This window comes from Actinobacillus succinogenes 130Z (assembly GCF_000017245.1).
In the GTDB taxonomy this organism is placed as follows: Bacteria; Pseudomonadota; Gammaproteobacteria; order Enterobacterales; family Pasteurellaceae; genus Exercitatus; species Exercitatus succinogenes.
Genome location: NC_009655.1, coordinates 1578691 through 1602703, shown reverse-complemented (window position 1 = coordinate 1602703; position 24013 = coordinate 1578691). Strand labels below are relative to the sequence as shown.

The following is a 24013-nucleotide window of genomic DNA, read 5'->3' as shown; positions in this document are numbered from 1 at the left end:
ATGATCGGCAAGGCACAAATTCTACAATGGCTGACAAATTGTCAGCAGGCAATGAACGAACACCGGGATTATCTGACGCAGCTTGATACGGAAATCGGCGACGGCGATCACGGATTAAATATGCAACGCGGGTTCACTAAAGCCGTTGAAAAAATGGCTACTGTTGCAGATAAAGACATCGGCACCATTTTGAAAACGGTAGGCATGACGTTACTTTCCCAGGTGGGCGGGGCCAGTGGTCCGTTATACGGCACTTTTTTCATCAAAGGCGCACAAAGTGCGGTCGGAAAAGAAGAAATTTCCGCAGAAGAATTGATTGCTGTGTTAACAAACGGGGTGACCGGCATTATTAGCCGGGGACGCGCGGAATTAGGTGATAAAACCATGTGTGACGTTTGGTTGCCGGTGATTGCCGAATTAGAAGCGAATCAAACTGAACCTGAAGTTAAATTGTTTGAAAGGGCGGTCAAAAAAGCGGAAGAATCTGTTGCCGCTACTATTCCGTTAGTAGCGAAGAAAGGCCGGGCGAGTTATTTGGGCGAACGTAGTGTCGGTCATGCGGATCCTGGGGCGACATCCAGTATGCTGATTATCAAAGCATTGGCGAATGCAGTACAAGGAGCATAATAAGATGGTCGGTTTAGTTTTGGTTTCACACAGCGCGAAATTAGGTGAAGGATTGGCGGACATATTGCGGCAAATGACACAGGACGGTTGTAAAATCGCCGTGGCGGCGGGCATTGATGATGCTGATAATCCTATCGGCACGGATGCGGTGAGCATTATGTCGGCAATTGAACGAGTTTATTCCTCTGACGGCGTGGCGGTATTCGTGGATCTCGGCAGTGCGATTCTCAGCACTGAAACCGCCATGGATTTGTTGGAACCGGAAATAGCACAACATGTTGTTATCAGTTATGCACCGTTGGTTGAAGGCGCTTTTGCCGCTGCCGTTTCAGCCGCCGCCGGCGATAACTTACAAACTGTGCTGGAGGAAGCTAATGCGGCGGCAGAATTAAAACGACAGCAATCGGATAAGTAATAAGTCCGGAGTAAAAACAAAAAAGAACGGTTAGCATGCCGTTCTTTTTTGTCATCGCGTATTTGGGGTTAAGGCGATTTGATTTCGATGATTTTACCCGTTTCGCCGTCCCAGTCTATACAGGCAATGGTTGCGGGGCGAAAACTGACGGTATTACGACCGCAAAATTCCGCAACGATTTCGCCGACTAAGGGTAAGTGGGAAATCAATAAAACATTAGCGTTTTCCTGATCGTCAACGATGGTTTCCAAGTAATTACGAATTAAATTCGTGCTGCCGTAAGGTGTGACGGCGTCCCAGGTTTCGGCACAGTCCGTTAAGCGCTGGCCGAAAGCCGCATTGGTTTGCTCAAAGGTTTCCAGTGCACGCAGGTAAGGACTGACAATCACCTTATCAAGTGCGGTGGAATTTAACCATGTTTTTAACCATTGGCTTTGCTGGAATGAACTGGTTTTACCGAAATGGGTCAAATGCCGTTCTTTGTCGGAAGGCGCCAGCATCTCCGCTTCACCATGGCGCATAACGATAATTTTCATAATTGAATCCTGTGTGGAAAATTTTGGCGATAATCTAAAGTAGTTCTCAAGGAAAATCAATGCATTTATCGTGATTTTTATGCTAGAATGCGACGATTTTTTATTGCTTACGGAAACGAAAAAATAATAATGAAAGACAGTATTATCAGCAAATTAGACAGCCTTGCGGAACGTCATGAGGAATTACAGGCGTTATTGGGCGATGCGTCGGTGATTAACGATCAGGATAAATTCCGGACTTATTCCAAAGAATATGCTCAACTTGAAGAAGTGGTCGGCGCTTTTACCCGTTGGAAAAAACTGAATCAGGATATTGAGGATGCACAACTGCTGCTTAATGACCCCGACATGAAAGACATGGCGCAGGAAGAAATCGAACAAAATAAAGCGGAAATCGAACAGCTCGAACAACAACTGCAAATTTTGTTATTACCGAAAGACCCCCATGACGAATACAATGCCTATTTAGAAATCCGTGCCGGTACGGGCGGGGATGAAGCGGGGATTTTTGCCGGCGATTTATTCCGTATGTACAGTCGTTATGCCGAAAGCAAACGCTGGCGCATTGAAACTTTGAGCGCAAATGAAAGCGAGCAGGGCGGATATAAAGAAATTATTGTGAAGGTGATTGGCGAAGGCGTATACGGACAGCTGAAATTCGAATCCGGCGGTCATCGCGTACAGCGCGTGCCGAAGACGGAAAGTCAGGGGCGTATTCACACTTCTGCTTGCACCGTGGCGGTAATGCCTGAATTACCGGAAACGGAATTACCGGAAATTAATCCGACGGATTTGCGTATCGACACTTACCGTTCATCCGGTGCCGGCGGTCAGCACGTTAACACCACGGATTCCGCCGTACGCATTACTCATATTCCGACCGGTATTGTGGTGGAATGTCAGGACGAACGTTCGCAGCATAAAAACAAAGCTAAGGCTATGTCAGTATTAGCTTCGCGTATTGCGCAGGCAGAACAGGAAAAACAAGCCCGGGAACAGGCGGATACCCGTCGTAATCTACTGGGTTCGGGCGATCGTTCCGACAAAATCCGTACCTACAACTACCCGCAAGGTCGTGTGACCGATCACCGTATTAATTTAACGGTTTATCGTTTGGATGAAGTGATGAACGGCAAAATCGACGAATTAATTCAACCGATTATCACCGAATATCAGGCGGATCAGCTGGCGGCGTTGTCGGAAAGCAATTAATCCGGTGTCATTGCGAGATGAACTTAAACGACGTCTCGCCAAATCTTAATGTCGAGAGTTTTATGTCATTTGAGTTAGACAAATTAAGTCATTCCCAACAGGATGCCACCTTCACGGCAAATTCAACTACCGCAAACGGTAATATTCCGTTAGCCGGTCGGTTCAAACGCTGGATTGCATCCTTGATTAACAGCGTAATTTTAGCGGTATTTACCGGCATCGGTTCCATTGAACCGACCGGTATTTTACTGATAGTTGCTTCCGTCGGTTATTTTGCTTTGCAGATTTGGTATATGAAAAATTATCAGCAAACTCTCGGTAAGCGACTGCTTGACCTTAAGGTTATCGATTATGTAACCCACCGGCCTTTATCATTGGATCGTTACATTTTTCGCGAATGTATCGAATGCGTATTCGGCGTGTTTTCCATTACCATTTTCAGTGCCGCTTGCGCGTTTATTAACAAAGAACGCCGCTCGCTTATCGATTTAATGTTTTCTACTGTTGTCGTTAAACTCAATTAGCCGTATGAATTATGCCGACTGGCTTGCTTATGCAAGCCGATTTTTATCGCAAAACCTTAAAAACGATCCCTACCTCAACGCTAAGTTCGATGCGAATTTGTTATTGCAATCGGTTACGCAAAAAACGAAATCGCAAATTATAGCGTTTTCCGATACGGTGCTAGATGAAAAAACATTACAAAATCTGACCGCACTTTTAAACCGTCGGGCCACAGGCGAACCCGTCGCCTATATTTTGGGCGAAACGGAATTCTGGACGCTAAGCTTAAAAGTATCGCCGCATACGTTGATTCCCCGCCCGGACACGGAAATTTTGGTGGAACGGGCATTAGAGCGCATTCCGTTAAAAGACGGCGTGTCGGTTTTGGATTTAGGCACGGGCACGGGAGCGATTGCCCTTTCTTTGGCCAAAGAACTGAAAAAGCGCGGTCAAAAATATTGGGTTTTAGGCGTAGATTTAATGCCGGAAGCCGTAGTGTTGGCACAACGCAATGCAGAGCGTAATCAGTTGGATGATGTGGAATTTCGCCGGAGTTCATGGTTTAACAATATACATGAGACATTCGATTTGGTTGTGAGTAATCCGCCTTATATCGATGCGGATGACGCTCATTTAACGCAAGGCGATGTACGTTTTGAACCTTTATCCGCCTTGATTGCCGAAGAACAAGGCTATGCGGATTTACGTCATATTATCGAACAGACCCCGCGTTACTTAAATCCGCAAGGTTGGTTATTGCTCGAACACGGTTGGCGGCAAGGTGAAAAAGTGCGGTCGTTTTTTGACGAGAATTTATGGGAAAAGGTTGCAACGGTAAAAGATTATGGCGACAATGAACGGGTAACTTTAGCTAAATTAAGATAAACGGAGAGTGATGAAATACGATAAAACCGCGTTATATCGTGAAATGGAAAGTTTTTATTTAATCACAACGGAAGACGAAGGCGAAGATTTGCATACCGTCCGAACCATGATGGGGGGACTGGTGCGTAAAGCGCGTAGAGCGATTCCCGCTGAGGGGGAAATAAAAAATAAAATTCATCAATTATTGCAATTAATGTACGGAGATTGGGGATTTTATTGTGATCGCGAAACCTATTTCCGAGCGGAAAATTTATATCTCAGTTATGTGCTGCGTTCCAAGCAGGGTATGCCCGTCAGTTTGGGCTGTATTTTACTGTACCTGGCGGAAAAACTGGATCTACCGATTTACCCGGTCCTGTTTCCTACTCAATTGATTTTGCGGGCGGACGTAGAAGGTGATACGGCGTTTATTAATCCCTGGGACGGCAAATATATCAGCCGGGACGATTTACAAAAACTGTATCAAGGCGCTTTCGGCTTTGGTGCCATGTTAACGGCGGAAGATTTGGCCATTGCCGAACCGCAAGAATTAACGGAACGTTTCGCTCAGTTGGCGAAAAGCACCTTAATCCGTGAAGAATTGAATGCTGCGGCGCTGAAGTATATTGAAAGTCGGTTATATTGGCGAAAAGTAGCGAATAAATCCGAAGATCCTTATGAACGTCGGGATCGCGGCTTAGTGCTGGCGCAAATGGGCGCCTATCATGCCGCCGTAGACGATTTACAGTATTTTGTAGATCATTGCCCTGATGATCCGACTGCTTATCTGTTAATGGCGCAGTTGCCTGAAATGAAAAAAGAAATCAGCAATGAGTTATTAAATTAATCCGGATGATGATTTCACCTCTTATCTAAGGAAAACATATGACAAATAAAACTGTAAAAATCGGTAATATTGATGTAGCAAACCACAAACCGTTTGTATTATTCGGCGGTATGAACGTATTGGAAAGTCGCGATATGGCAATGCAGGTATGTGAAAAATATGTGGAAGTGACCGATAAACTTGGCGTACCTTACGTATTTAAAGCTTCCTTTGACAAAGCAAACCGTTCTTCCATTCATTCTTACCGCGGTCCCGGAATGGAGGAAGGATTGAAAATTTTTCAGGAATTGAAAAAGACTTTCGGCGTGAAAGTGATCGCCGATGTACATGAAATTTATCAATGTAATCCTGTTGCCGAAGTCGTGGACGTGATCCAGTTACCGGCATTTTTAGCCCGTCAGACGGATTTAGTGGAAGCGATGGCGCGAACCGGTGCCGTTATCAATGTGAAAAAACCGCAGTTTCTAAGTCCGGGACAAATGGGCAATATCGTGGAAAAAATCGAAGAATGCGGTAACGATAAAGTAATTTTGTGTGATCGCGGTACCAATTTCGGTTATGACAATCTGGTTGTGGATATGTTAGGTTTCGGCGTGATGAAAAAAGCGTCAAAAGGTTGTCCGGTGATTTTTGACGTAACTCATTCATTGCAGTGTCGCGACCCGTTCGGCGCCGCCTCCGGCGGTCGCCGCGAGCAAGTAACGGAATTGGCGCGGGCAGGCATGGCGGTGGGTATCGCCGGCTTATTTCTGGAAGCGCACCCGGATCCGAACAACGCTAAATGCGACGGTCCGTCCGCATTGCCGCTGTCGGCCCTGGAAGGCTTTGTCGTTCAAATGAAAGCTATTGATGAATTAGTGAAATCTTTCCCGGAATTGGATACCTCTAAATAATCGAAAGTGCGGTCAAAATTTTCTTTGTTTTTTACTTTTAGTCGTTTATCGGCGATTGTTTGTTCCTTTCGGGTCCGTTGTCAAAGATAACGGTCAAAAAACTTCGCTTGTGTGACCGCACTTTTATATTTTATAAGGAAAAATTATGAAAATCGTGTTTCTCGACAGTACGGCGTTACCCAAACATTTACCCATTCCGCGTCCGGATTTTCCCCATGAATGGGTGGAATATGAAACGACGTCGGCGGAACAGACTTTCGAACGCGTTCAAAATGCGGATATTGTTATTACTAGTAAAGTGGTTTTTACGCGAGAATTACTACAACGGTTGCCACAATTAAAGTTGATAGCTTTAACCGCCACAGGTATGAACAATATTGATTTGGTCGCGGCAAAAGAACTCGGTATTACGGTAAAAAATGTTGCCGGTTATTCCGCCGTTACCGTACCGGAACACGTGTTAGGTTTGATTTTTTCTTTAAAACACAGTCTGCATTTGTGGTATCGTGATCAGCTTGAAGGCAAATGGGCGGACAGCGGACAATTCTGCTATTTCGATCACCCGATAAAAGATGTGCGCGGCGCAACTTTAGGTGTAATCGGCAAAGGCAGTCTCGGGAGCGAAGTCGGACGTTTAGCCGAAGCTTTAGGTATGCGGGTTCTTTATGCCGAACACAAAAACGCCTCGCATTGCCGTACCGGTTATACGCCGTTTTTTGATGTGCTGGCGCAATCGGACATTGTCACATTACATTGCCCTTTAACGGAAAAGACTGAAAATCTAATTAACCAAGAAACCTTGTCACATTTTAAACCGAGTGCATTTCTGATTAACACCGGACGAGGTCCGTTAGTGGATGAGAAAGCCTTACTAAACGCTCTGCAAACGGGAAAAATCGCCGGTGCGGCGTTGGATGTGTTAGCAAAAGAACCGCCGGGAAAAGATAATCCGTTGATTGCGGCGGCAAAAAAACTACCGAATTTAATTATTACTCCGCATGTTGCCTGGGCGTCGGACAGCGCTATTAGTATATTGGTCAACAAAGTGCGGTCGAATTTAGAAGAGTTTGTAAGAACAGGGAAATAATGAATTTGGGTATTTCTCTTTTTATCGCGTTACGTTATTGGCGGGCGAAAAGTGCGGATCGTTTCGGACGATTGGTCACGAATTTAGCCAGTGCCGGTATTATGTTGGGCGTAATGGCGCTGATTATTGTGCTTTCGGTGATGAACGGTTTGGAACAGTACCAGAAAAAACAGGTGTTGTCGGATATTCCGCATGCTATTGTCATGCCGAAAGATGATGTACGCATTCCGCGTCAGGAAAATCAAAATAAAATACGTCAGGTATATTTGTCCGCCAATCCAGGCATTCTTCAGGATGTTGCGCTGATTAACACTACTAATGCGATTTATCAAACGGTTAACGGCGTCAGTGCCGGACAAGTGATCGGCGTGCAAAACCCGACGGATGATAAATTGCTGACATATTTAGATAAAACACAGTTTGACAGTCTGTTACCGGAAGGTGAATTTAAGCTGATTATCGGTTCGCAGCTGGCTGAAAAACTGCACGTCAAAATAGGCGATAAAGTACGGTTAATGTTAACCGAAAACAGTCAATATACCCCGTTCGGACGTGTGCCGGCGCAGCGTTTGTTTACAGTGAGCGATGTTTATTTTTCAGGAAATGAGGTTTCCGGTTATGAAAGTTTCGCCAATATCGCTGATATAGGACGTTTGATGCGTATCAAACCGCAAGAAGTGCAAGGCATGCGATTGTTTTTAAAAGATCCGTTCCAAATTACCGAGCTTCCTCGGATTTTTCCTGAAGAGCAATGGAATATCAGTGATTGGCGAAGTCAAAAAGGTGAATTTTTCCAAGCGGTGCGAATGGAAAAAAATATGATGGGGTTATTGATTAGTCTGATTATTATCGTTGCTGTATCGAATATCGTTACATCGCTCAGTCTTATGGTGGTGGATAAACAGGGCGAAATTGCCATTTTGCAAACTCAAGGGCTAACCAAACGTCAAGTGCGCCGGATTTTTATCTTGCAAGGGTTGCTGGTGGGAACGGTCGGAACGATGATCGGCGCCGTATTAGGCGTAATCATTACTTTTAATCTGGACACGATTTTAAATTTTATCAATCCGACGGGCGTATTTTTGCCAACCCAAATCAGCGTGACACAGGTTGCCGTTATCGTCGTATTTTCTTTGGGATCGGCGTTGTTATCAACGATTTATCCGGCATATCGAGCGAGTAAAGTCGAACCTGCGGAAGCGCTTCGATATGAATAAGTGCGGTCTAAAATTTAAGGAGTTTGAATCTTTATTTAAATCGTCGGCAAATAAATGATTCCCCTTTTTGCCGCCTGAAAATTACTAAATTTGTAGAAAAATAAGTTTGTTTGAGCGAAGCGAGTTTACTTATTTTTCGTTAAGCAAATTTAATAATTTTCAGGAAATAAGGCAAAACGGGGTTGCATTTCTTTTTGCTTACTTTTTCTTTAGCAACGCAAAGAAAAAGTAAGTCGCCATCGGCGAAATTCGATTGGGATTAACGTAGAAAATAAAAATGAACAATATATTATTAAATTGCAAAAACGTCACCAAATTCTACACCGAAGGCACAACACAAACTCAAGTGCTGAAAGACGTGTCTTTTTCGTTGGCTGACAAAGAATTAGTGGCGATTGTGGGCAGTTCGGGGTCGGGGAAAAGCACTTTGTTACACACCTTGGGCGGACTAGATCAACCCACCGGCGGTGAAGTTTTTATCAAAGGTCAATCCCTGCAAAAAGCGACGCCGGATCAATTAGCCAAACTCCGCAATCAATACTTGGGGTTTGTTTATCAATTCCATCATTTGATGGCGGATTTCACCGCATTGGAAAATGTACTAATGCCGATGTTAATTGGGAATCGGAATAAAACGGAAGCACGTGATCGAGCCGAAAAAATGCTGCAGTCCGTGGGATTATCGCACAGAATTTCCCATAAACCGTCCGCACTTTCAGGTGGAGAGCGGCAACGGGTTGCGATAGCGCGGGCATTAGTGAATAATCCCGCGTTAGTATTAGCGGATGAACCGACGGGAAATCTGGATCACAAAACCACGGAAAGTATCTTTGCCTTGATTCAACAGCTTAATCAAGAGCAGGGTATCGCATTTTTATTAGTGACCCATGATTTACAGCTGGCGGAAAAATTACAACGCCGTATGATTATGCAGGACGGCGTTTTGCGAGCGGAGTCGTAACGAATGAATACGCCATTTTTTATCAGTTGGCGCTATCAGCGGGCAAAACAAAAGAATCGCTTGGTTTCGCTGATTTCCTTTTTTTCTACCTTGGGGATTGCCTTGGGCGTGATGGTGCTGATAATCGGATTAAGTGCCATGAACGGTTTTGAACGGGAACTGAATAACCGAATTTTAGCCGTGGTTCCCCATGCGGAAATTACCGCCGCCGATGAAAATACCGTTCAAGACGCCGGTTTACTGGAAAAGCGCTTGCAGACCGTTCCGCAGATTCAAGGGGTATCGCCTTTTGTTTCTTTTACCGCATTGATCGAAAACGGCGCCAAAATGAAAGTGGTACAGGTGAAAGGCGTGGATAAAACGGCTCAGAATAAAGTGAGTTCACTCGGTAAATTCGTATTGGACGACGGTTGGACGAATTTCGGGAAAAACGGCGGACTGGTGCTGGGTTATGCCATTGCCAACGAATTGGACGTACACGAAGGGGATTGGGTTACATTGCTCATTTCGCAAAACAACGGCGATGAAATGGCACAACCCGCTCGCGAACGCATTCAGGTCAGCGGTATTTTGCGCTTAGACGGACAGCTCGATCATAGTTATGCTTTGATGCCGAAAGCACAGGCACAGGAATTTCTGGGGTTAACGATAAACCAAGTTTCGGGCGTGGAACTGAAAGTGCAAAATCCGTTTCACATGCAGAATATGGATTATTCCGTTCTGAATGATTATCCGCAACTATTGAATCTGCAAAACTGGCAGGCGAAATTCGGCTATATGTATCGTGATATCCAATTGATTCGTACCGTGATGTATATTGCCATGGTATTGGTGATCGGCGTTGCCTGTTTCAATATTGTATCTACGCTGATCATGGCGGTGAAAGATAAAGCGGGCGATATTGCTATCATGCGCACTTTAGGCGCTAACAGCGGATTTATCAAACGTATCTTCGTGTGGTACGGTTTACAGGCGGGTATGAAAGGGTGTTTGCTCGGCATCCTACTCGGTATATTTTTTGCTTTAAATCTGACCGCACTTATTCAAGGGCTGGAAAAACTCATCGGACACAAATTATTGTCCGACGGCATTTATTTTGTAGATTTCCTACCGAGCGAACTGCATGGGCAGGATGTATTGCTGGTTTTGACGGCTGCATTGGTGTTAAGCTTGCTTGCCAGTCTGTATCCGGCCGGTCGTGCGGCTAAATTACAACCGGCACAGATTTTAAACGGGCATTAAACAAAATAATTGAACTAGTTTACTAGTGCAAGAATAAGTGTTACATTGATAACATTTATGACTGTTGCGTAAAAGTGCGGTCAAAAAAATAATATTTTTACGAAAGTTAAAGCATCCGTCATGCGATATTACTGAAAAATTTATTTCGTATTGCTGACGATTTCATTCCTAAGAGAGTTGATCACCATGGTTAAAAAACAAAACGAAATTCGCATTGCCAACGATGATACCCGTATTGCCAAAATCGAACAATTATTACCGCCGGTAGCATTGCTGGAAAAGTATCCGGCGAGCGCACAAGCGGTTAAAACCGTCAGAACCACTCGCCGTCATGCCCATGAAATCATTCACGGTGAAGACGACCGATTACTTGTCATCATCGGTCCTTGTTCTATTCATGATACCAATGCCGCATTGGAATATGCCAATCGGTTGAAACCGTTGCGCGATAAATATAAAAATACGCTGGAAATCATTATGCGCGTATATTTTGAAAAACCACGTACTACCGTAGGTTGGAAAGGGTTAATCAACGATCCTTACTTGAATGATAGTTACGCGTTAAACGACGGTTTGCGCATGGGACGGAAATTATTATCGGATATTAATGATCTCGGTTTACCGACCGCCGGTGAATTTTTGGATATGATCACCCCGCAATATGTGGCGGACTTTATGAGCTGGGGGGCAATCGGCGCACGCACCACGGAATCTCAGGTGCACCGCGAATTGGCTTCGGGCTTATCTTGTGCCGTCGGGTTTAAAAACGGCACAAACGGCGGCGTGAAAATCGCTTTAGACGCTATCGGTGCGGCGGAAGCCTCACACCACTTTTTGTCCGTTACTAAATTCGGCCATTCCGCTATTGTTTCCACCAAAGGCAATAACGACTGTCACATCATTCTGCGCGGCGGTGATCGCGGTACCAATTATGATGCGGAAAGCGTAGCCGCAGTATGTAAAAGTATCGAAAAATCGGGGCGCTGTCCGCATGTCATGATTGACTTCAGCCATGCTAACAGCAGCAAACAGTTCAAAAAACAAATGGACGTATGTAAAGATGTAAGCGCACAAATTGCTAATGGTTCAACTCAAATTTTCGGTGTAATGGTGGAAAGCCATTTGGTCGAAGGACGCCAGGATTTACAACCGGGCAAAGCGCTGACTTACGGCCAAAGCGTCACCGATGCCTGTATCGGCTGGGAAGATACGGAAATTTTGCTTCAACAGCTTTCCGATGCCGTTGCGGCAAGACGCAAAGTGAACGGTTAATCCGCCGGCAAACTAAAGTGCGGTCAGAAATTTGAATGTTTTTGACCGCACTTTTTCTTTTTTAACCCTTAAATTTGCCGTCAATTTAGCGTATTATTAGCGATAATTTTTAATCTATTCAATCCGACAATTTATGGCTCGTCAACCTTCACAAAATTTACCGCAGGAACGCGATCAACAAACCGCGCAAGTAGCTATTCCACCGCATTCCATTGAAGCCGAACAGGCAGTGTTGGGAGCGATCATGCTGAATAACCGGCACTGGGAAAATGTGGTGGAGCGGGTGATTGCCGACGATTTTTATCTTGCGGCGCACCGGATTATTTTCCAGGAAATGGAAAATCTGACTCGTCAAAACCAACCTATCGATTTGCTGACCTTGGATCAGGCACTGAAAAACAAAGGTATTATCGACGATGTAGGCGGGTTTGCCTATTTGGCGGAGTTATCCAAAAACACGCCGAGCGCAGCGAATATTAACGCCTATTCGGACATTGTGCGGGAAAAAGCGATTCTGCGCGATTTAATCGGTGTCAGTAACAATATCGCCCAGCGGGCTTATTCGCCGAAAGGGAAGGACGTTAAGGAAATTCTGGATGAGGCGGAACGGGATGTGTTCACCATTGCGGAAAAACGTACTACGCAGAATGAAGGGCCGGAAAATGTAGTGAATATTTTGGAACGGACGATCACCAAAATCGAAACTTTGAAAGCCATGGGGGCCGGCAATAACGGGATTACGGGAGTAACCACAGGATTTGTGGATTTAGACAAGAAAACCGCCGGGTTGCAGCCGTCGGATTTAGTCATTGTGGCGGCTCGTCCGTCTATGGGGAAAACCACTTTTGCGATGAATTTGTGTGAAAATGCGGCAATGGCAAGTGATAAACCCGTATTGATTTTCAGCCTTGAAATGCCGGCGGATCAAATTATGATGCGTACTTTAGCCTCACTTTCGCGGGTCGATCAAACCGCTATCCGAACCGGGCAAATCGAAGATGACGGCGACTGGGCGAAAATTTCCAGTACCGTAGCGTTACTCAGTGAAAAATCCAATATGTATATTGATGATTCAGCCGGATTAACGCCGACGGAACTGCGTTCCCGCGCCCGTCGGGTATACCGCGAACGAGGCGGATTAAGTCTGATTATGGTGGATTACCTGCAATTAATGCGGGCGCCGGGATTTGATAACCGAACCCTCGAAATCGCCGAAATTTCCCGTTCCCTGAAAGCGTTGGCAAAAGAGCTGGAAGTTCCCGTTGTCGCGTTGTCGCAATTAAACCGTACGCTGGAAAACCGCACGGATAAAAGGCCGGTGAATTCCGATTTGCGTGAATCGGGTTCCATCGAACAGGACGCGGATTTAATTATGTTCATCTATCGCGATGAGGTATACCACGAAACCACGGAAGAAAATAAAAACGTGGCGGAAATCATTATCGGTAAGCAGCGTAACGGACCGATTGGACGGGTGCGTTTAACCTTTCAGGGACAGTATTCGCGGTTTGATAATTATGCGGGCTCTTTACCGTTTGACGATAATTACTAAAAACAATTACCTGAAAAGTGCGGTGAAAAAATGCATCGTTTTTTGACCGCACTTTGCATGATGTGAAAATAAGAAGAAAACATGAAACCAGCAACAGCCAAAATCAGTTCGCTCGCACTGAAACATAATCTTGAGTTAATTCATCAAAAGGCGCCCGACAGCAAAATGATCGCCATCGTTAAAGCCAATGCTTACGGGCATGGTGTGGAATTTGTGGCGTCAACCGTAGAAGAGCAGGTAGACGGTTTTGGTGTGGCGCGTATCGAAGAAGCGTTAACCCTGCGTTCTAAAGGCATAATCAAGCCGATTTTATTGTTGGAAGGCTTTTTTTCGGCGAAAGATTTGCCGGTTATTGCGGTGAATAATATTCAAACCGTGGTGCATAATCGGGAACAGTTAGAGGCATTGAAACAGACGAAACTGCCGAATCCGATTAAGGTATGGTTAAAAATTGATACGGGCATGCATCGTTTGGGCGTGGCATTGGATGAAGTAGAGGATTATGTTGAAGAACTGAAAAAATGTGCGAATGTGGAGCCGTTAATAGGATATGTCAGCCATTTCAGCCGTGCTGACGAGCTGGATTCCGATTATACCCGGATTCAGCTTAATCGCTTTTTACAGGCGACGGAAGACAAAGGCGGACCGCGTTGTATTGCGGCCTCCGGCGGTATTTTATTCTGGCCGGATTCCCATCTTGAATGGATTCGTCCCGGCATTATTATGTACGGCGTGTCGCCGACGGATACGCCGAGTTCCGAATTCGGTTTGATTCCGGTAATGACATTGACTTCCTCCTTAATCGCCGTGCGTCGTCATAAAGCGGGTGAACCGGTGGGATACGGCGGCACTTGGATAAGCAAAAAAGATACCAAAATAGGTGTAATCGCTATCGGTTACGGCGACGGTTATCCGCGCAATATTCCCAGCGGTACGCCGGTGTATATCAACGGGCGAATCGTGCCGATTGTCGGGCGGGTTTCCATGGATATGATTACGGTGGATTTAGGTGAGGATTGCACCGATAAAGTCGGTGATGAAGTGATTTTATGGGGCAAGGAATTGCCGATTGAAACGGTGGCTAAACACATGGGTATATTAAGCTATGAATTGATGACGAAACTGACGCCGCGCGTGTTAACCGAATATGCGGATTAACGCCTATCGGAATCATCAGTAAAATCGGTATCCGTTTAATGCATAAGGTGTTACTATCATTTATGAAACCGGTTTTAAATTTACTCCAACTCAAAAAGGAAAATACTATGCAAAATATTAACCCGACCAAAACAACAGCATGGAAAGCATTAGAACAGCATAAAGCGGAATTAGCCGAAACTACGATCAAAGATCTTTTTCAACGGGAACAGAATCGTTTCGATAATTATTCATTAACTTTTAATAACGAAATGTTAGTGGATTTCGCTAAAAATAAAATTACTCAGGATACTTTAAAATTATTGCGTCAATTGGCAAAAGAATGTGCATTGGACGAAGCCAAAGAAGCGATGTTTACGGGCGAAAAAATCAACCGTACGGAAAATCGCGCCGTATTACATACCGCCTTGCGTAACCGCTCGAACAAGCCTGTGTTGGTCGACAGTAAAGATGTGATGCCGGAAGTTAATGAAGTCTTGGCAAAAATGAAAGCTTTCAGCGAACGCGTAATTTCCGGCGAATGGAAAGGCTACACCGGCAAAGCCATTACCGATGTGGTGAATATCGGTATCGGCGGATCGGATCTCGGCCCTTACATGGTAACGGAAGCTTTACGTCCGTATAAAAATCACTTGACTATGCATTTTGTTTCCAATGTGGACGGTACTCATATTGCGGAAGTCTTTAAGAAAACCGACCCGGAAACCACTTTATTTTTAGTGGCGTCAAAAACCTTTACTACTCAGGAAACCATGACCAATGCGAAATCTGCCCGCGATTGGTTCCTGGCGGCGGCAAAAGACGAAAAACACGTGGCAAAACATTTTGCCGCACTTTCGACCAATGCGACGGAGGTGGCGAAATTCGGTATTGATACCGACAACATGTTCGGTTTCTGGGATTGGGTCGGCGGACGTTATTCATTATGGTCGGCTATCGGTTTGTCCATTGCGCTTTCCGTAGGTTTTGACAATTTCGAACAATTATTGGCCGGCGCTCATGAAATGGATAAACATTTCCGGAATACGCCGATTGAACAAAATATTCCGACCACATTGGCGTTAGTAGGGTTATGGAATACCAATTTCCAAGGTGCGCAAACCGAAGCGATTTTACCTTACGATCAATATCTGCACCGTTTTGCGGCATATTTCCAACAGGGTAACATGGAATCCAACGGTAAATACGTGGGACGTGACGGCGAAGTAATTAACAATTATCAAACCGGTCCGATTATTTGGGGCGAACCGGGTACCAACGGTCAACACGCGTTCTATCAATTAATTCATCAGGGTACCACGTTAATTCCTTGCGATTTCATTGCACCGGCGAAAACTCATAATCCGTTGGCGGACCACCACAGCAAATTACTGTCTAACTTCTTTGCCCAAACTGAAGCGCTGGCTTTCGGTAAAACCAAAGAAACCGTGGAAGAAGAATTTTTGAAAGCCGGCAAAAATTTAGACGAAGTGAAAAATGTGGTGCCGTTCAAAGTTTTCGCCGGCAACAAACCGACCAACTCGATTTTATTGCAAGAAATTACGCCGTTTAGTTTAGGCGCTCTAATTGCCATGTACGAACATAAAATCTTCGTACAAGGTATTATCTTCAATATTTTCAGTTTCGACCAATGGGGCGTAGAATTAGGTAAACAACTGGCAAACCGCATTCTGCCCGAATTAAGCGGCAATGAGCCAATCAATAGTCACGATAGCTCGACCAACGGCTTAATCAACCAATTCAAAGCTTGGCGGTAAATTAGCGTTTTATTTGTTATAAACTATAAAAGTGCGGTCAAAAAATCATTTATTTTTGATTTAACCGCACTTTTATTTTAACCATTAAATAATTACTCCCGGGCGGTTTATGAAATTTAAACGGCCTTTACTTTTAAGTTAAACTGACTTCACCTTCCACATACAGTAAAAGCTGATCAGCACAATAATCACGGATAAATAAAATACCGAGCTGTAGCCCCAGTGTTCCGCGATTAACCCGGCGATTGGACCGCCTAGAATCCAACTGCCTTTTGCCGCGTTACCGAATAGTGTAGTGGCGGCCCCCATTTGACGCGGCATGAGATCCTGAAAATAAACCATGCCGAGAGTGGCGATAATACCGATAAAAACCGCATTTAGCGCTTGTAATGTAACAAGCTGCCAAGTTTCATGCAGAAAAAGTAACAGCAGATTGAAGGTAAAACCGGCCAAAAGTGCGGTCAAAATTAAGGTTTTTTTTCGAAAAAATTTGGTGAGATAACCGCCGATCAACATAACGGGAATTTCCAGACCGGCAGCTGTTCCCATTAAGGTTCCTGCCAAATTTTCCGACAAATGTAACTCATGAATGGTGTACAACGGCATGGAAATCAAATACATACTGTTGCACATCCACATCAAAAAACAGGCGATGAACAGATAAGACACGGATTTACGGTTGTCGCTTGGTGCGCTTAACGGCGCGGATTCGGTTTTCAGCATTTGTTTGCGGCTGATTTTGGGCAGCATAGTAGCGGTTAACAGCGCACAAAATAAAAATGCCAAGCCCGCCACCAGATACATATAATTAAATCCCCAGTTTAATGCGATAGCAAAGGAAACCGGCGGACCGATAATCCACGCCAATGAAATCTGGGTCCGCATAATGGTGGTAAACATCACCGCTTCCCGCCGGCTGTATTCGGCATATTCGCGGGCAAAGGCGAAAGACTGCGGATTGGACGAAGAACCTAAACCCAGAAAGAACGTACCGAAAAAGGCCAATACGTAATAATTTCGGTTGAAGGCAAAAATAAGACTGCCGAAAATGGCAATTAAACAGCAACCGATGATGATTTTACGACGATCATCCTGTTTATCGGAATAACGGGCGACCAGCTGACTGACGAAGATTCCCATCACTGCATTTACGGCATAGAAGGTTCCCACCATGAAAGGCGAGACGTGAATTTCTTGGGATAAAAACAGGCTGAGCGTCGGCATTTGAAAGGCTGATGCCGTTCCGGTTAAAAATGCAATCAGCAAAAAGGCGAAAGCAACAAGATTGGCAGGTTTGTGATGGGTTTGCATAATGACACCGAATAAAGAAAAAGTGCGGTCATTTTAACGCAATTTTTTGTGCGTCTACAGCGGAATTCCGTTATAATCGCCATACGTTTATCTAGGTAAGGCAAAAAATGAAGCTTCAAGCAAACGGTAAAATCTTAGATTTATCCCAACCGCAAATTATGGGAATTTTGAATTTTACACCCGATTCGTTTTCAGATAACGGAAAATTCTTCAGTTTAGACAAAGCACTGATTCAAGTTGATAAAATGCTGAATGAAGGGGCGGCAATTATCGATATCGGTGGCGAGTCAACCCGTCCGATGGCTGAGGAGGTCAGTGAGCAGGAAGAGCTTGAACGCGTGGTTCCCCTTGTGGAAGCCGTGCGTCAGCGTTTTGATTGCTGGATTTCGGTGGATACGTCAAAAGCGGCGGTTATGCGGGAATCGGCGAAAGCGGGGATGGATATGATTAATGACATTCGCGCTTTGCAGGAACCCGATGCATTGGAAACCGCAGTAACATTGGCGTTGCCCACCTGTATCATGCACATGCAGGGGCAGCCGCGCACAATGCAGTCTGCACCGCAATATGACGATGTCGTGGAAGAGGTATTGCAATTTTTGCAAAACCGGACCGCACTTTGTTTAAAAGCCGGGATGAAGAATGAAAACATTATTTGGGACGTCGGTTTCGGTTTTGGTAAAACTGTTTGCCACAATTACCGCTTATTGCAACAATCCGCCCGTTTTGCGGTGCACGGTTATCCCGTTTTAGCGGGGCTTTCGCGCAAATCCATGATTGGAGCGATATTAGATAAACCGGTTGATCAGCGTGTTATCGGGAGTGTGACGGGCGCACTGCTTGCCGCGCAAAACGGTGCAACCATTTTGCGGGTTCACGATGTAGCGGAAACCGCTGACGCATTAAAAATCTGGCAGGCAACGGTTCATGCATAATGGATTTTGTCGTCATAAAATAACACATTAAAATTTAACTGGTGGTTTTCTCCACCTTTCTTAATAAGGAATAAAATATGGCAGAACGTAAATATTTCGGTACTGACGGTGTGCGCGGTAAAGTAGGCTCATTCCCGATTACCCCGGATTTTGCATTAAAACTGGGGTGGGCGGCCGGCAAAGTGCTGGCGACTCATGGTTCGAAAAAAGTACTTATCGGTAAGGATACCCGCATTTCCGGCTATATGCTGGAATCCGCATTGGAAGCCGGTTTGACGGCAGCCGGTTTGTCCGCTGTTTTCGTCGGTCCGATGCCGACGCCGGCCGTGGCTTATTTAACCCGTACTTTCCGTGCTGAAGCGGGTGTGGTGATTTCCGCCTCCCATAATCCCTATGATGATAACGGCATTAAATTTTTCTCCGCTGAGGGGACGAAATTGCCGGATGATGTGGAAGAAGCTATCGAAGCCTTATTGGAACAGCCGATGGATTGCGTAGAGTCTGCGGAATTGGGTAAAGCCAGCCGGATTAACGATGCAGCCGGTCGTTATATTGAGTTCTGTAAAAGTACATTCCCGACTTCATTAAGTTTGGAAGGTTATAAAATTGTGGTGGACTGCGCTCATGGCGCCACCTATCACATTGCGCCGAGCGTATTACGCGAATTGGGGGCCGAAATAATTGAGATCGGGACTAAACCGAACGGTTTGAATATTAACGAAAAATGCGGTGCGACGGATATTGAAGCATTACGGCATAAAGTATTGGAGATAGGTGCCGATGTGGGCTTGGCTTACGACGGCGACGGCGACCGCATTATGATGGTGGATCACTTAGGCAATAAAGTGGACGGCGACCAAATTCTTTATATTATTGCCCGCGAAACCTTACGTGCCGGTCACTTAAAAGGTGGTGTGGTCGGCACCTTAATGAGCAATATGAGTCTGGAAATCGCCTTAAAACAACTGGGTATTCCGTTTTTACGCGCCAATGTAGGTGATCGTTACGTATTGGAAAAAATGCAGGAAAACGGCTGGAAACTCGGCGGTGAGAATTCAGGGCACATCATTATTCTGGATAAAAATACCACCGGTGACGGTATTATCGCTTCATTAGCGGTCTTAACGGCGATGGCGCAACATAAATTGAGTCTGCACGAACTTACCGGTGCGGTGAAATTATTCCCGCAAGTTTTGATTAACGTCCGTTTTGCCGGCGGTGAAAATCCGTTAAACAGTGAAAAAGTGAAAGCGGTTGCGGCGGAAGTCGAACAACGCTTAGCGGGTAAAGGCCGTATTCTATTACGCAAATCCGGTACGGAACCGTTAATTCGCGTAATGGTGGAATGTGAAGATGCCGTGTTGGCACAAAAATCCGCGGAAGAAATTGCCGAAGCGGTGAAAAACAGTTAAATTGTTCAAAAAGTTAACAGTTAGGAAAGTGCGGTGGAAAAAACAGTTGTTTTGCTAAGAAAACCCGTTATAATTGACCGCACTTTCCGAAATGAATACCGATTATTGCGACTATAGCTCAGTTGGTTAGAGCACCACCTTGACATGGTGGGGGTCACTGGTTCGAGTCCAGCTAGTCGCACCATATATTTTATAAATCCCAAGCTTGCCGGTTTGGGATTTTTATTGCCTAAAGTTTACCTTTCCATATAGAAAATACGTGATTTTTTAATGAGTTAGTATTATCATTAAGCACATTTCCGATTAATCCATAAGTAAAATAAAAGGACAGGTATGCAAAACCTTAAACAAATTACAGAACAAGCTCGGGCAGCGCTTGATGAATTGCATGATAAAGGCATCGAAGCTTTAGAAAATTTCCGTGTAGAATATTTTGGTAAAAAAGGGCATTTTACCCAGTTAATGCAAGGTTTGCGCGATGTTTTACCGGAAGAGCGTCCGGCAATGGGGGCAAAAATTAACGAGGCGAAACAAACGGTATTAGAAATTCTTAATGCTAAAAAAGAACAAATCGAACAAGCGGCATTAAATGTCAAATTAGAGCAGGAGCGTATTGATGTCAGTCTGCCGGGTCGTAAAGTGGAAGCGGGCGGCTTGCATCCGGTTTCTATTACTATCGGACGTGTGACGAAGTTCTTCTCCGAATTGGGATTCAGTGTAGAAAGCGGACCTGAAATTGAGAGCGATTACTATAATTTTGACGCATTAAATATTCCGAAACACCATCCGGCACGAGCGGATCATGATACTTTCTGGTTTAATCCCGAATTATTACTTCGAACTCAAACCTCCGGCGTACAAATCCGAACCATGGAGAAAAAGCAGCCGCCAATCCGTATTATGGCACCGGGACGGGTATACCGTAACGATTACGATCAAACCCACACGCCTATGTTCCATCAAATCGAATTACTGTATGTGGATAAAAATGCAAACTTTACCGAATTGAAAGGGTTGTTGCACGATTTTTTACGGGCTTTTTTCGAAGAAGATTTGCAAGTGCGTTTTCGTCCCTCTTATTTCCCGTTTACGGAACCTTCGGCAGAAGTCGATGTAATGGGTAAAAACGGTAAGTGGCTGGAAGTGTTAGGTTGCGGTATGGTACATCCCAACGTCTTGCGCAATGTGGGGATTGATCCGAACGAATACAGCGGTTTTGCCGTAGGTATGGGGGTGGAACGTTTAACTATGTTACGTTACAACGTAACGGATTTACGTTCGTTCTTTGAAAACGATCTGCGTTTCTTAAAACAATTCAAATAGGATTGTTGCCATGAAAAAATATTCATTGATTGGTTTGGCAACCTGTTTTTTAACCGTTTCCGTCATGGGCGCAGACAATACGCAATCGTTAGAGGAAACGCATCCTATAGCATTTTTGCAGGTATTGGATACCGCTTCGGCGCAACCTAAACCGATGAAAGGCAATCAGCTATCCAGAAAGAAAAAACGTCAGCTTTGCATTGTAGTGAAAAATGTAGATATCCGGGAACGTAATCAGTTAATCGAGAAAATTAACGCGCCGGCAAAAATTACTATGGTGGCCAATAATGCGCAATTAACTGCTGATGCGGACGGTAAAGGTTATCGGGCGGTTTTTGAAATTCCTCGTTCAGAGATTAAAAATAATACGGCGGTTCAGTGTTGGGAATTTGGCAAACAGGATCCTGTCGGTGAATATCATATTGATGTACAGTTTAATAATGTGGTCTTTAAAAATCTGAAATTTGAAGTCCTTCCGTAACGAATAAGAGAGAACAGAATGAAATTTAGTGAAAATTGGGTACGTGAGTGGGTGAATCCGGCGGTTAATACGGATGAGTTATGTGATCAAATTACCATGCTTGGTTTGGAAGTAGACGGCGTTGAACCCGTAGCCGGTGAGTTCAGCGGCGTAGTGGTGGGTGAAGTCGTGGAATGTGCGCAACACCCGGATGCGGATAAATTACGCGTAACCAAAGTGAATGTGGGAGGCGACCGCTTATTGGATATTGTATGCGGCGCACCAAACTGCCGACAAGGTTTAAAAGTCGCTTGCGCAATGGATGGAGCCGTTTTACCGGGTAATTTCAACATTAAGAAAACCAAGTTACGCGGTCAGCCTTCCGAAGGGATGCTTTGCTCGTTCAGCGAATTAGGTATGTCGGAAGATCACAGCGGTATTATGGAATTACCGCAGGATGCGCCGATTGGCCGGGATTTACGCGAATACCTTGATTTAAACGATAAAGAAGTTGAAATCAGTCTGACGCCGAACCGAGCGGACTGTTTAAGTATTGCCGGCGTAGCGCGGGAAATCGGAGTGGTTAACCGAGCGACAGTTACGGAGCCGGTGATTACAAATGTCGCGCCGACCATCCCGGATAAGATTGCCATTGACGTCTCCGCACCGGAAGCTTGTCCGCGTTATTTATTACGTTCGGTGAAAAATGTCAACGTGAAAGCGGCAACACCGATGTGGATGAAAGAAAAACTTCGTCGTTGCGGTATTCGTTCCATTGATCCGGTTGTGGATATAACCAACTACATTCTGCTTGAACTCGGTCAGCCTATGCATGCCTTTGATGCGGCGACGGTAGCGCAACCGGTACAAGTTCGTATGGCTAAAGAAGGAGAAAAACTCGTTCTGCTGGACGGTAATACGGCGACATTACAAAGCAATACTTTAGTCATTGCCGATCAAAACGGTCCGCTGGCAATGGCCGGTATTTTCGGCGGGGCGGCAAGCGGTGTGAATGCCGACACCAAAGATATTATTTTAGAATCGGCATTTTTTGCTCCGCTGGCGATTACCGGACGTGCCCGCCAATACGGTTTGCATACGGATGCGTCTCATCGTTTCGAACGTGGCGTGGATTTCCAATTACAACACAAAGCCATGGAAAGAGCGACCGCTCTTTTACTGGCGATTTGCGGCGGCGAGGCCGGAGAAATCTGTGAGGCGGTCAGCGAACAGCATTTACCTAAACTGAAAGAGGTACAATTACGCCGTAGTAAACTGGATGCTTTATTGGGGCACCATATTGAAACGGAAACCGTCACCGACATTTTCCAACGTTTAGGCTTATCTGTCCGTTATGAAAACGACGTGTGGACGGTGACATCGGCCAGTTGGCGTTTTGACATTGAAATTGAAGAAGATTTAATCGAAGAAGTGGCGCGTATTTACGGTTATAACAATATTCCGAATAATGCGCCGTTAGCGCATTTAACAATGCGCGAGCACAAAGAATCGGATTTAGAAATCGACCGAATTAAGACCGCACTTGTATCCGCAGATTTTCATGAGGCGATAACATACAGTTTTGTCGATCCGAAAATTCAAAGTATGTTGCATCCTGCCGTTAAACCGTTGATTTTGCCTAATCCGATTTCCGGTGAAATGTCGGCAATGCGGGTTTCTTTATTAACCGGTTTATTAGGTGCCGTTCTTTATAACCAAAATCGTCAGCAGACGCGAGTTCGTCTGTTTGAAACCGGATTACGTTTTATTCCTGACGCTTCGGCGGAATTCGGTGTTCGCCAGGAATTTGTCTTCGCAGCGGTGATGACAGGCGCCAAATATAACGAACATTGGACAACAAAATCCGAATCTGCTGACTTTTACGACTTAAAAGGTTATATTGAAAACCTATTATCCTTGACCGCCGTCGGCGACAGAGTAAAATTTGTAGCAAAAGCTTTACCGGCATTTCATCCGGGGCAATCTGCGGTGTTAGTGTTGGACGGTGAAGAAATCGGCTATATCGGTCAAATTCATCCGAGTATTGCACAAAAATTAGGATTAAACGGCAAAACCTTTGCCGCCGAGATTTTAGTGGAAAAAGTTTCCCGACGTAATGTTGCGGTAGCGAAAGAAATTTCTAAATTCCCGGCAAACCGTCGCGACTTGGCGTTAGTCGTTGCCGATAACGTGCCGGCAAGCGATATTATCGATGCATGCCGAGCCGTAGGAGGCGAAAAATTAGTCGCTGTGAATCTATTTGATGTCTATCAGGGGGCAGGTGTAGCGGAAGGCATGAAGAGCCTGGCTATCAGTCTGACTATCCAGGACACGGAAAAAACCCTAGCCGAAGAAGATATTAATGCTGTTATCTCTGCCGTATTGGCCGAACTGAAACAACGCTTTAATGCAACTTTGAGAGATTAAT

22 protein-coding genes and 1 tRNA gene are annotated in these 24013 nt (G+C 45.0%); 21 read left to right on the top strand and 2 right to left on the bottom strand.

Annotated elements, in window-relative coordinates; translation table 11 throughout:
• On the top strand, positions 1–627 hold the full coding sequence (gene dhaL / locus ASUC_RS07505; RefSeq protein ID WP_012073176.1) for a dihydroxyacetone kinase subunit DhaL: 627 nt from the start codon (positions 1–3) through the stop codon (positions 625–627).
• 4 nt (positions 628–631) lie between these two features.
• On the top strand, positions 632–1042 hold the full coding sequence (gene dhaM, locus ASUC_RS07500) for a dihydroxyacetone kinase phosphoryl donor subunit DhaM (protein WP_012073175.1): 411 nt from the start codon (positions 632–634) through the stop codon (positions 1040–1042).
• Between the two features lie 68 nt (positions 1043–1110).
• Here dhaM and sixA read toward each other — a convergent pair whose 3' ends face one another.
• Entirely contained in the window at positions 1111–1578 is a 468-nt protein-coding gene (gene sixA / locus ASUC_RS07495) for a phosphohistidine phosphatase SixA (RefSeq protein ID WP_012073174.1), read from the bottom strand.
• Between the two features lie 129 nt (positions 1579–1707).
• On the opposite strand from sixA, the gene prfA reads away from it, so the two are divergent.
• From prfA to pgi, 13 genes are all read left to right on the top strand, one after another.
• Entirely contained in the window at positions 1708–2790 is a 1083-nt protein-coding gene (prfA, locus tag ASUC_RS07490; protein WP_041834784.1) for a peptide chain release factor 1, read from the top strand.
• A 62-nt stretch (positions 2791–2852) separates the two neighbouring features.
• Positions 2853–3314 (top strand): RDD family protein, encoded by a 462-nt coding sequence (locus ASUC_RS07485; RefSeq protein ID WP_049752186.1) that lies wholly within the window; start codon positions 2853–2855, stop codon positions 3312–3314.
• A gap of 4 nt (positions 3315–3318) precedes the next feature.
• Positions 3319–4179: a peptide chain release factor N(5)-glutamine methyltransferase gene (gene prmC, locus ASUC_RS07480; protein ID WP_012073171.1), complete on the top strand. Its 861-nt coding sequence runs from the start codon at positions 3319–3321 to the stop codon at positions 4177–4179.
• A 10-nt stretch (positions 4180–4189) separates the two neighbouring features.
• On the top strand, positions 4190–5005 hold the full coding sequence (locus tag ASUC_RS07475; protein ID WP_012073170.1) for a SirB1 family protein: 816 nt from the start codon (positions 4190–4192) through the stop codon (positions 5003–5005).
• Positions 5006–5043: 38 nt separating this feature from the next.
• Complete coding sequence (kdsA, locus tag ASUC_RS07470; RefSeq protein WP_012073169.1) at positions 5044–5898, top strand: 3-deoxy-8-phosphooctulonate synthase; 855 nt, start codon at positions 5044–5046, stop codon at positions 5896–5898.
• 145 nt (positions 5899–6043) lie between these two features.
• On the top strand, positions 6044–6985 hold the full coding sequence (locus ASUC_RS07465) for a 2-hydroxyacid dehydrogenase (protein WP_012073168.1): 942 nt from the start codon (positions 6044–6046) through the stop codon (positions 6983–6985).
• Positions 6985–8202 carry a lipoprotein-releasing ABC transporter permease subunit gene (locus tag ASUC_RS07460; RefSeq protein WP_012073167.1) on the top strand — a complete coding sequence of 406 codons (1218 nt, stop codon included), beginning with the start codon at positions 6985–6987 and terminating at the stop codon, positions 8200–8202. The genes ASUC_RS07465 and ASUC_RS07460 overlap by 1 nt, the downstream gene beginning before the upstream one ends.
• A 277-nt stretch (positions 8203–8479) precedes the next feature.
• A complete protein-coding gene (gene lolD, locus ASUC_RS07455; RefSeq protein ID WP_012073166.1) occupies positions 8480–9163 on the top strand; it encodes a lipoprotein-releasing ABC transporter ATP-binding protein LolD in 684 nt (227 codons plus the stop codon).
• 3 nt (positions 9164–9166) lie between these two features.
• Positions 9167–10405 carry a lipoprotein-releasing ABC transporter permease subunit LolE gene (gene lolE, locus ASUC_RS07450; RefSeq protein WP_012073165.1) on the top strand — a complete coding sequence of 413 codons (1239 nt, stop codon included), beginning with the start codon at positions 9167–9169 and terminating at the stop codon, positions 10403–10405.
• A gap of 186 nt (positions 10406–10591) precedes the next feature.
• A complete protein-coding gene (gene aroG / locus ASUC_RS07445) occupies positions 10592–11677 on the top strand; it encodes a 3-deoxy-7-phosphoheptulonate synthase AroG (RefSeq protein WP_012073164.1) in 1086 nt (361 codons plus the stop codon).
• 133 nt (positions 11678–11810) lie between these two features.
• The gene (locus ASUC_RS07440; RefSeq protein WP_012073163.1) at positions 11811–13229 is read left to right on the top strand and encodes a replicative DNA helicase; all 1419 of its coding nucleotides are present in this window, start codon (positions 11811–11813) and stop codon (positions 13227–13229) included.
• Between the two features lie 81 nt (positions 13230–13310).
• On the top strand, positions 13311–14387 hold the full coding sequence (alr, locus tag ASUC_RS07435) for an alanine racemase (protein ID WP_012073162.1): 1077 nt from the start codon (positions 13311–13313) through the stop codon (positions 14385–14387).
• Positions 14388–14494: 107 nt separating this feature from the next.
• Positions 14495–16144: a glucose-6-phosphate isomerase gene (pgi, locus tag ASUC_RS07430; protein ID WP_041834647.1), complete on the top strand. Its 1650-nt coding sequence runs from the start codon at positions 14495–14497 to the stop codon at positions 16142–16144.
• A gap of 138 nt (positions 16145–16282) precedes the next feature.
• On the opposite strand, the gene ASUC_RS07425 is transcribed toward pgi, so the two are convergent.
• A complete protein-coding gene (locus ASUC_RS07425; RefSeq protein WP_012073160.1) occupies positions 16283–17455 on the bottom strand; it encodes an MFS transporter in 1173 nt (390 codons plus the stop codon).
• A gap of 107 nt (positions 17456–17562) precedes the next feature.
• On the opposite strand from ASUC_RS07425, the gene folP reads away from it, so the two are divergent.
• From folP to pheT, 6 genes are all read left to right on the top strand, one after another.
• Complete coding sequence (gene folP / locus ASUC_RS07420) at positions 17563–18390, top strand: dihydropteroate synthase (RefSeq protein ID WP_012073159.1); 828 nt, start codon at positions 17563–17565, stop codon at positions 18388–18390.
• A 77-nt stretch (positions 18391–18467) separates the two neighbouring features.
• A complete protein-coding gene (gene glmM / locus ASUC_RS07415) occupies positions 18468–19802 on the top strand; it encodes a phosphoglucosamine mutase (protein WP_012073158.1) in 1335 nt (444 codons plus the stop codon).
• 107 nt (positions 19803–19909) lie between these two features.
• Positions 19910–19986, top strand: a tRNA-Val gene (locus tag ASUC_RS07410).
• Positions 19987–20135: 149 nt separating this feature from the next.
• Complete coding sequence (pheS, locus tag ASUC_RS07405; protein WP_012073157.1) at positions 20136–21125, top strand: phenylalanine--tRNA ligase subunit alpha; 990 nt, start codon at positions 20136–20138, stop codon at positions 21123–21125.
• A 10-nt stretch (positions 21126–21135) separates the two neighbouring features.
• Positions 21136–21606 (top strand): hypothetical protein, encoded by a 471-nt coding sequence (locus tag ASUC_RS07400; protein WP_012073156.1) that lies wholly within the window; start codon positions 21136–21138, stop codon positions 21604–21606.
• A gap of 18 nt (positions 21607–21624) precedes the next feature.
• Entirely contained in the window at positions 21625–24012 is a 2388-nt protein-coding gene (gene pheT / locus ASUC_RS07395; RefSeq protein ID WP_012073155.1) for a phenylalanine--tRNA ligase subunit beta, read from the top strand.
• Position 24013: the final 1 nt, after the last annotated feature.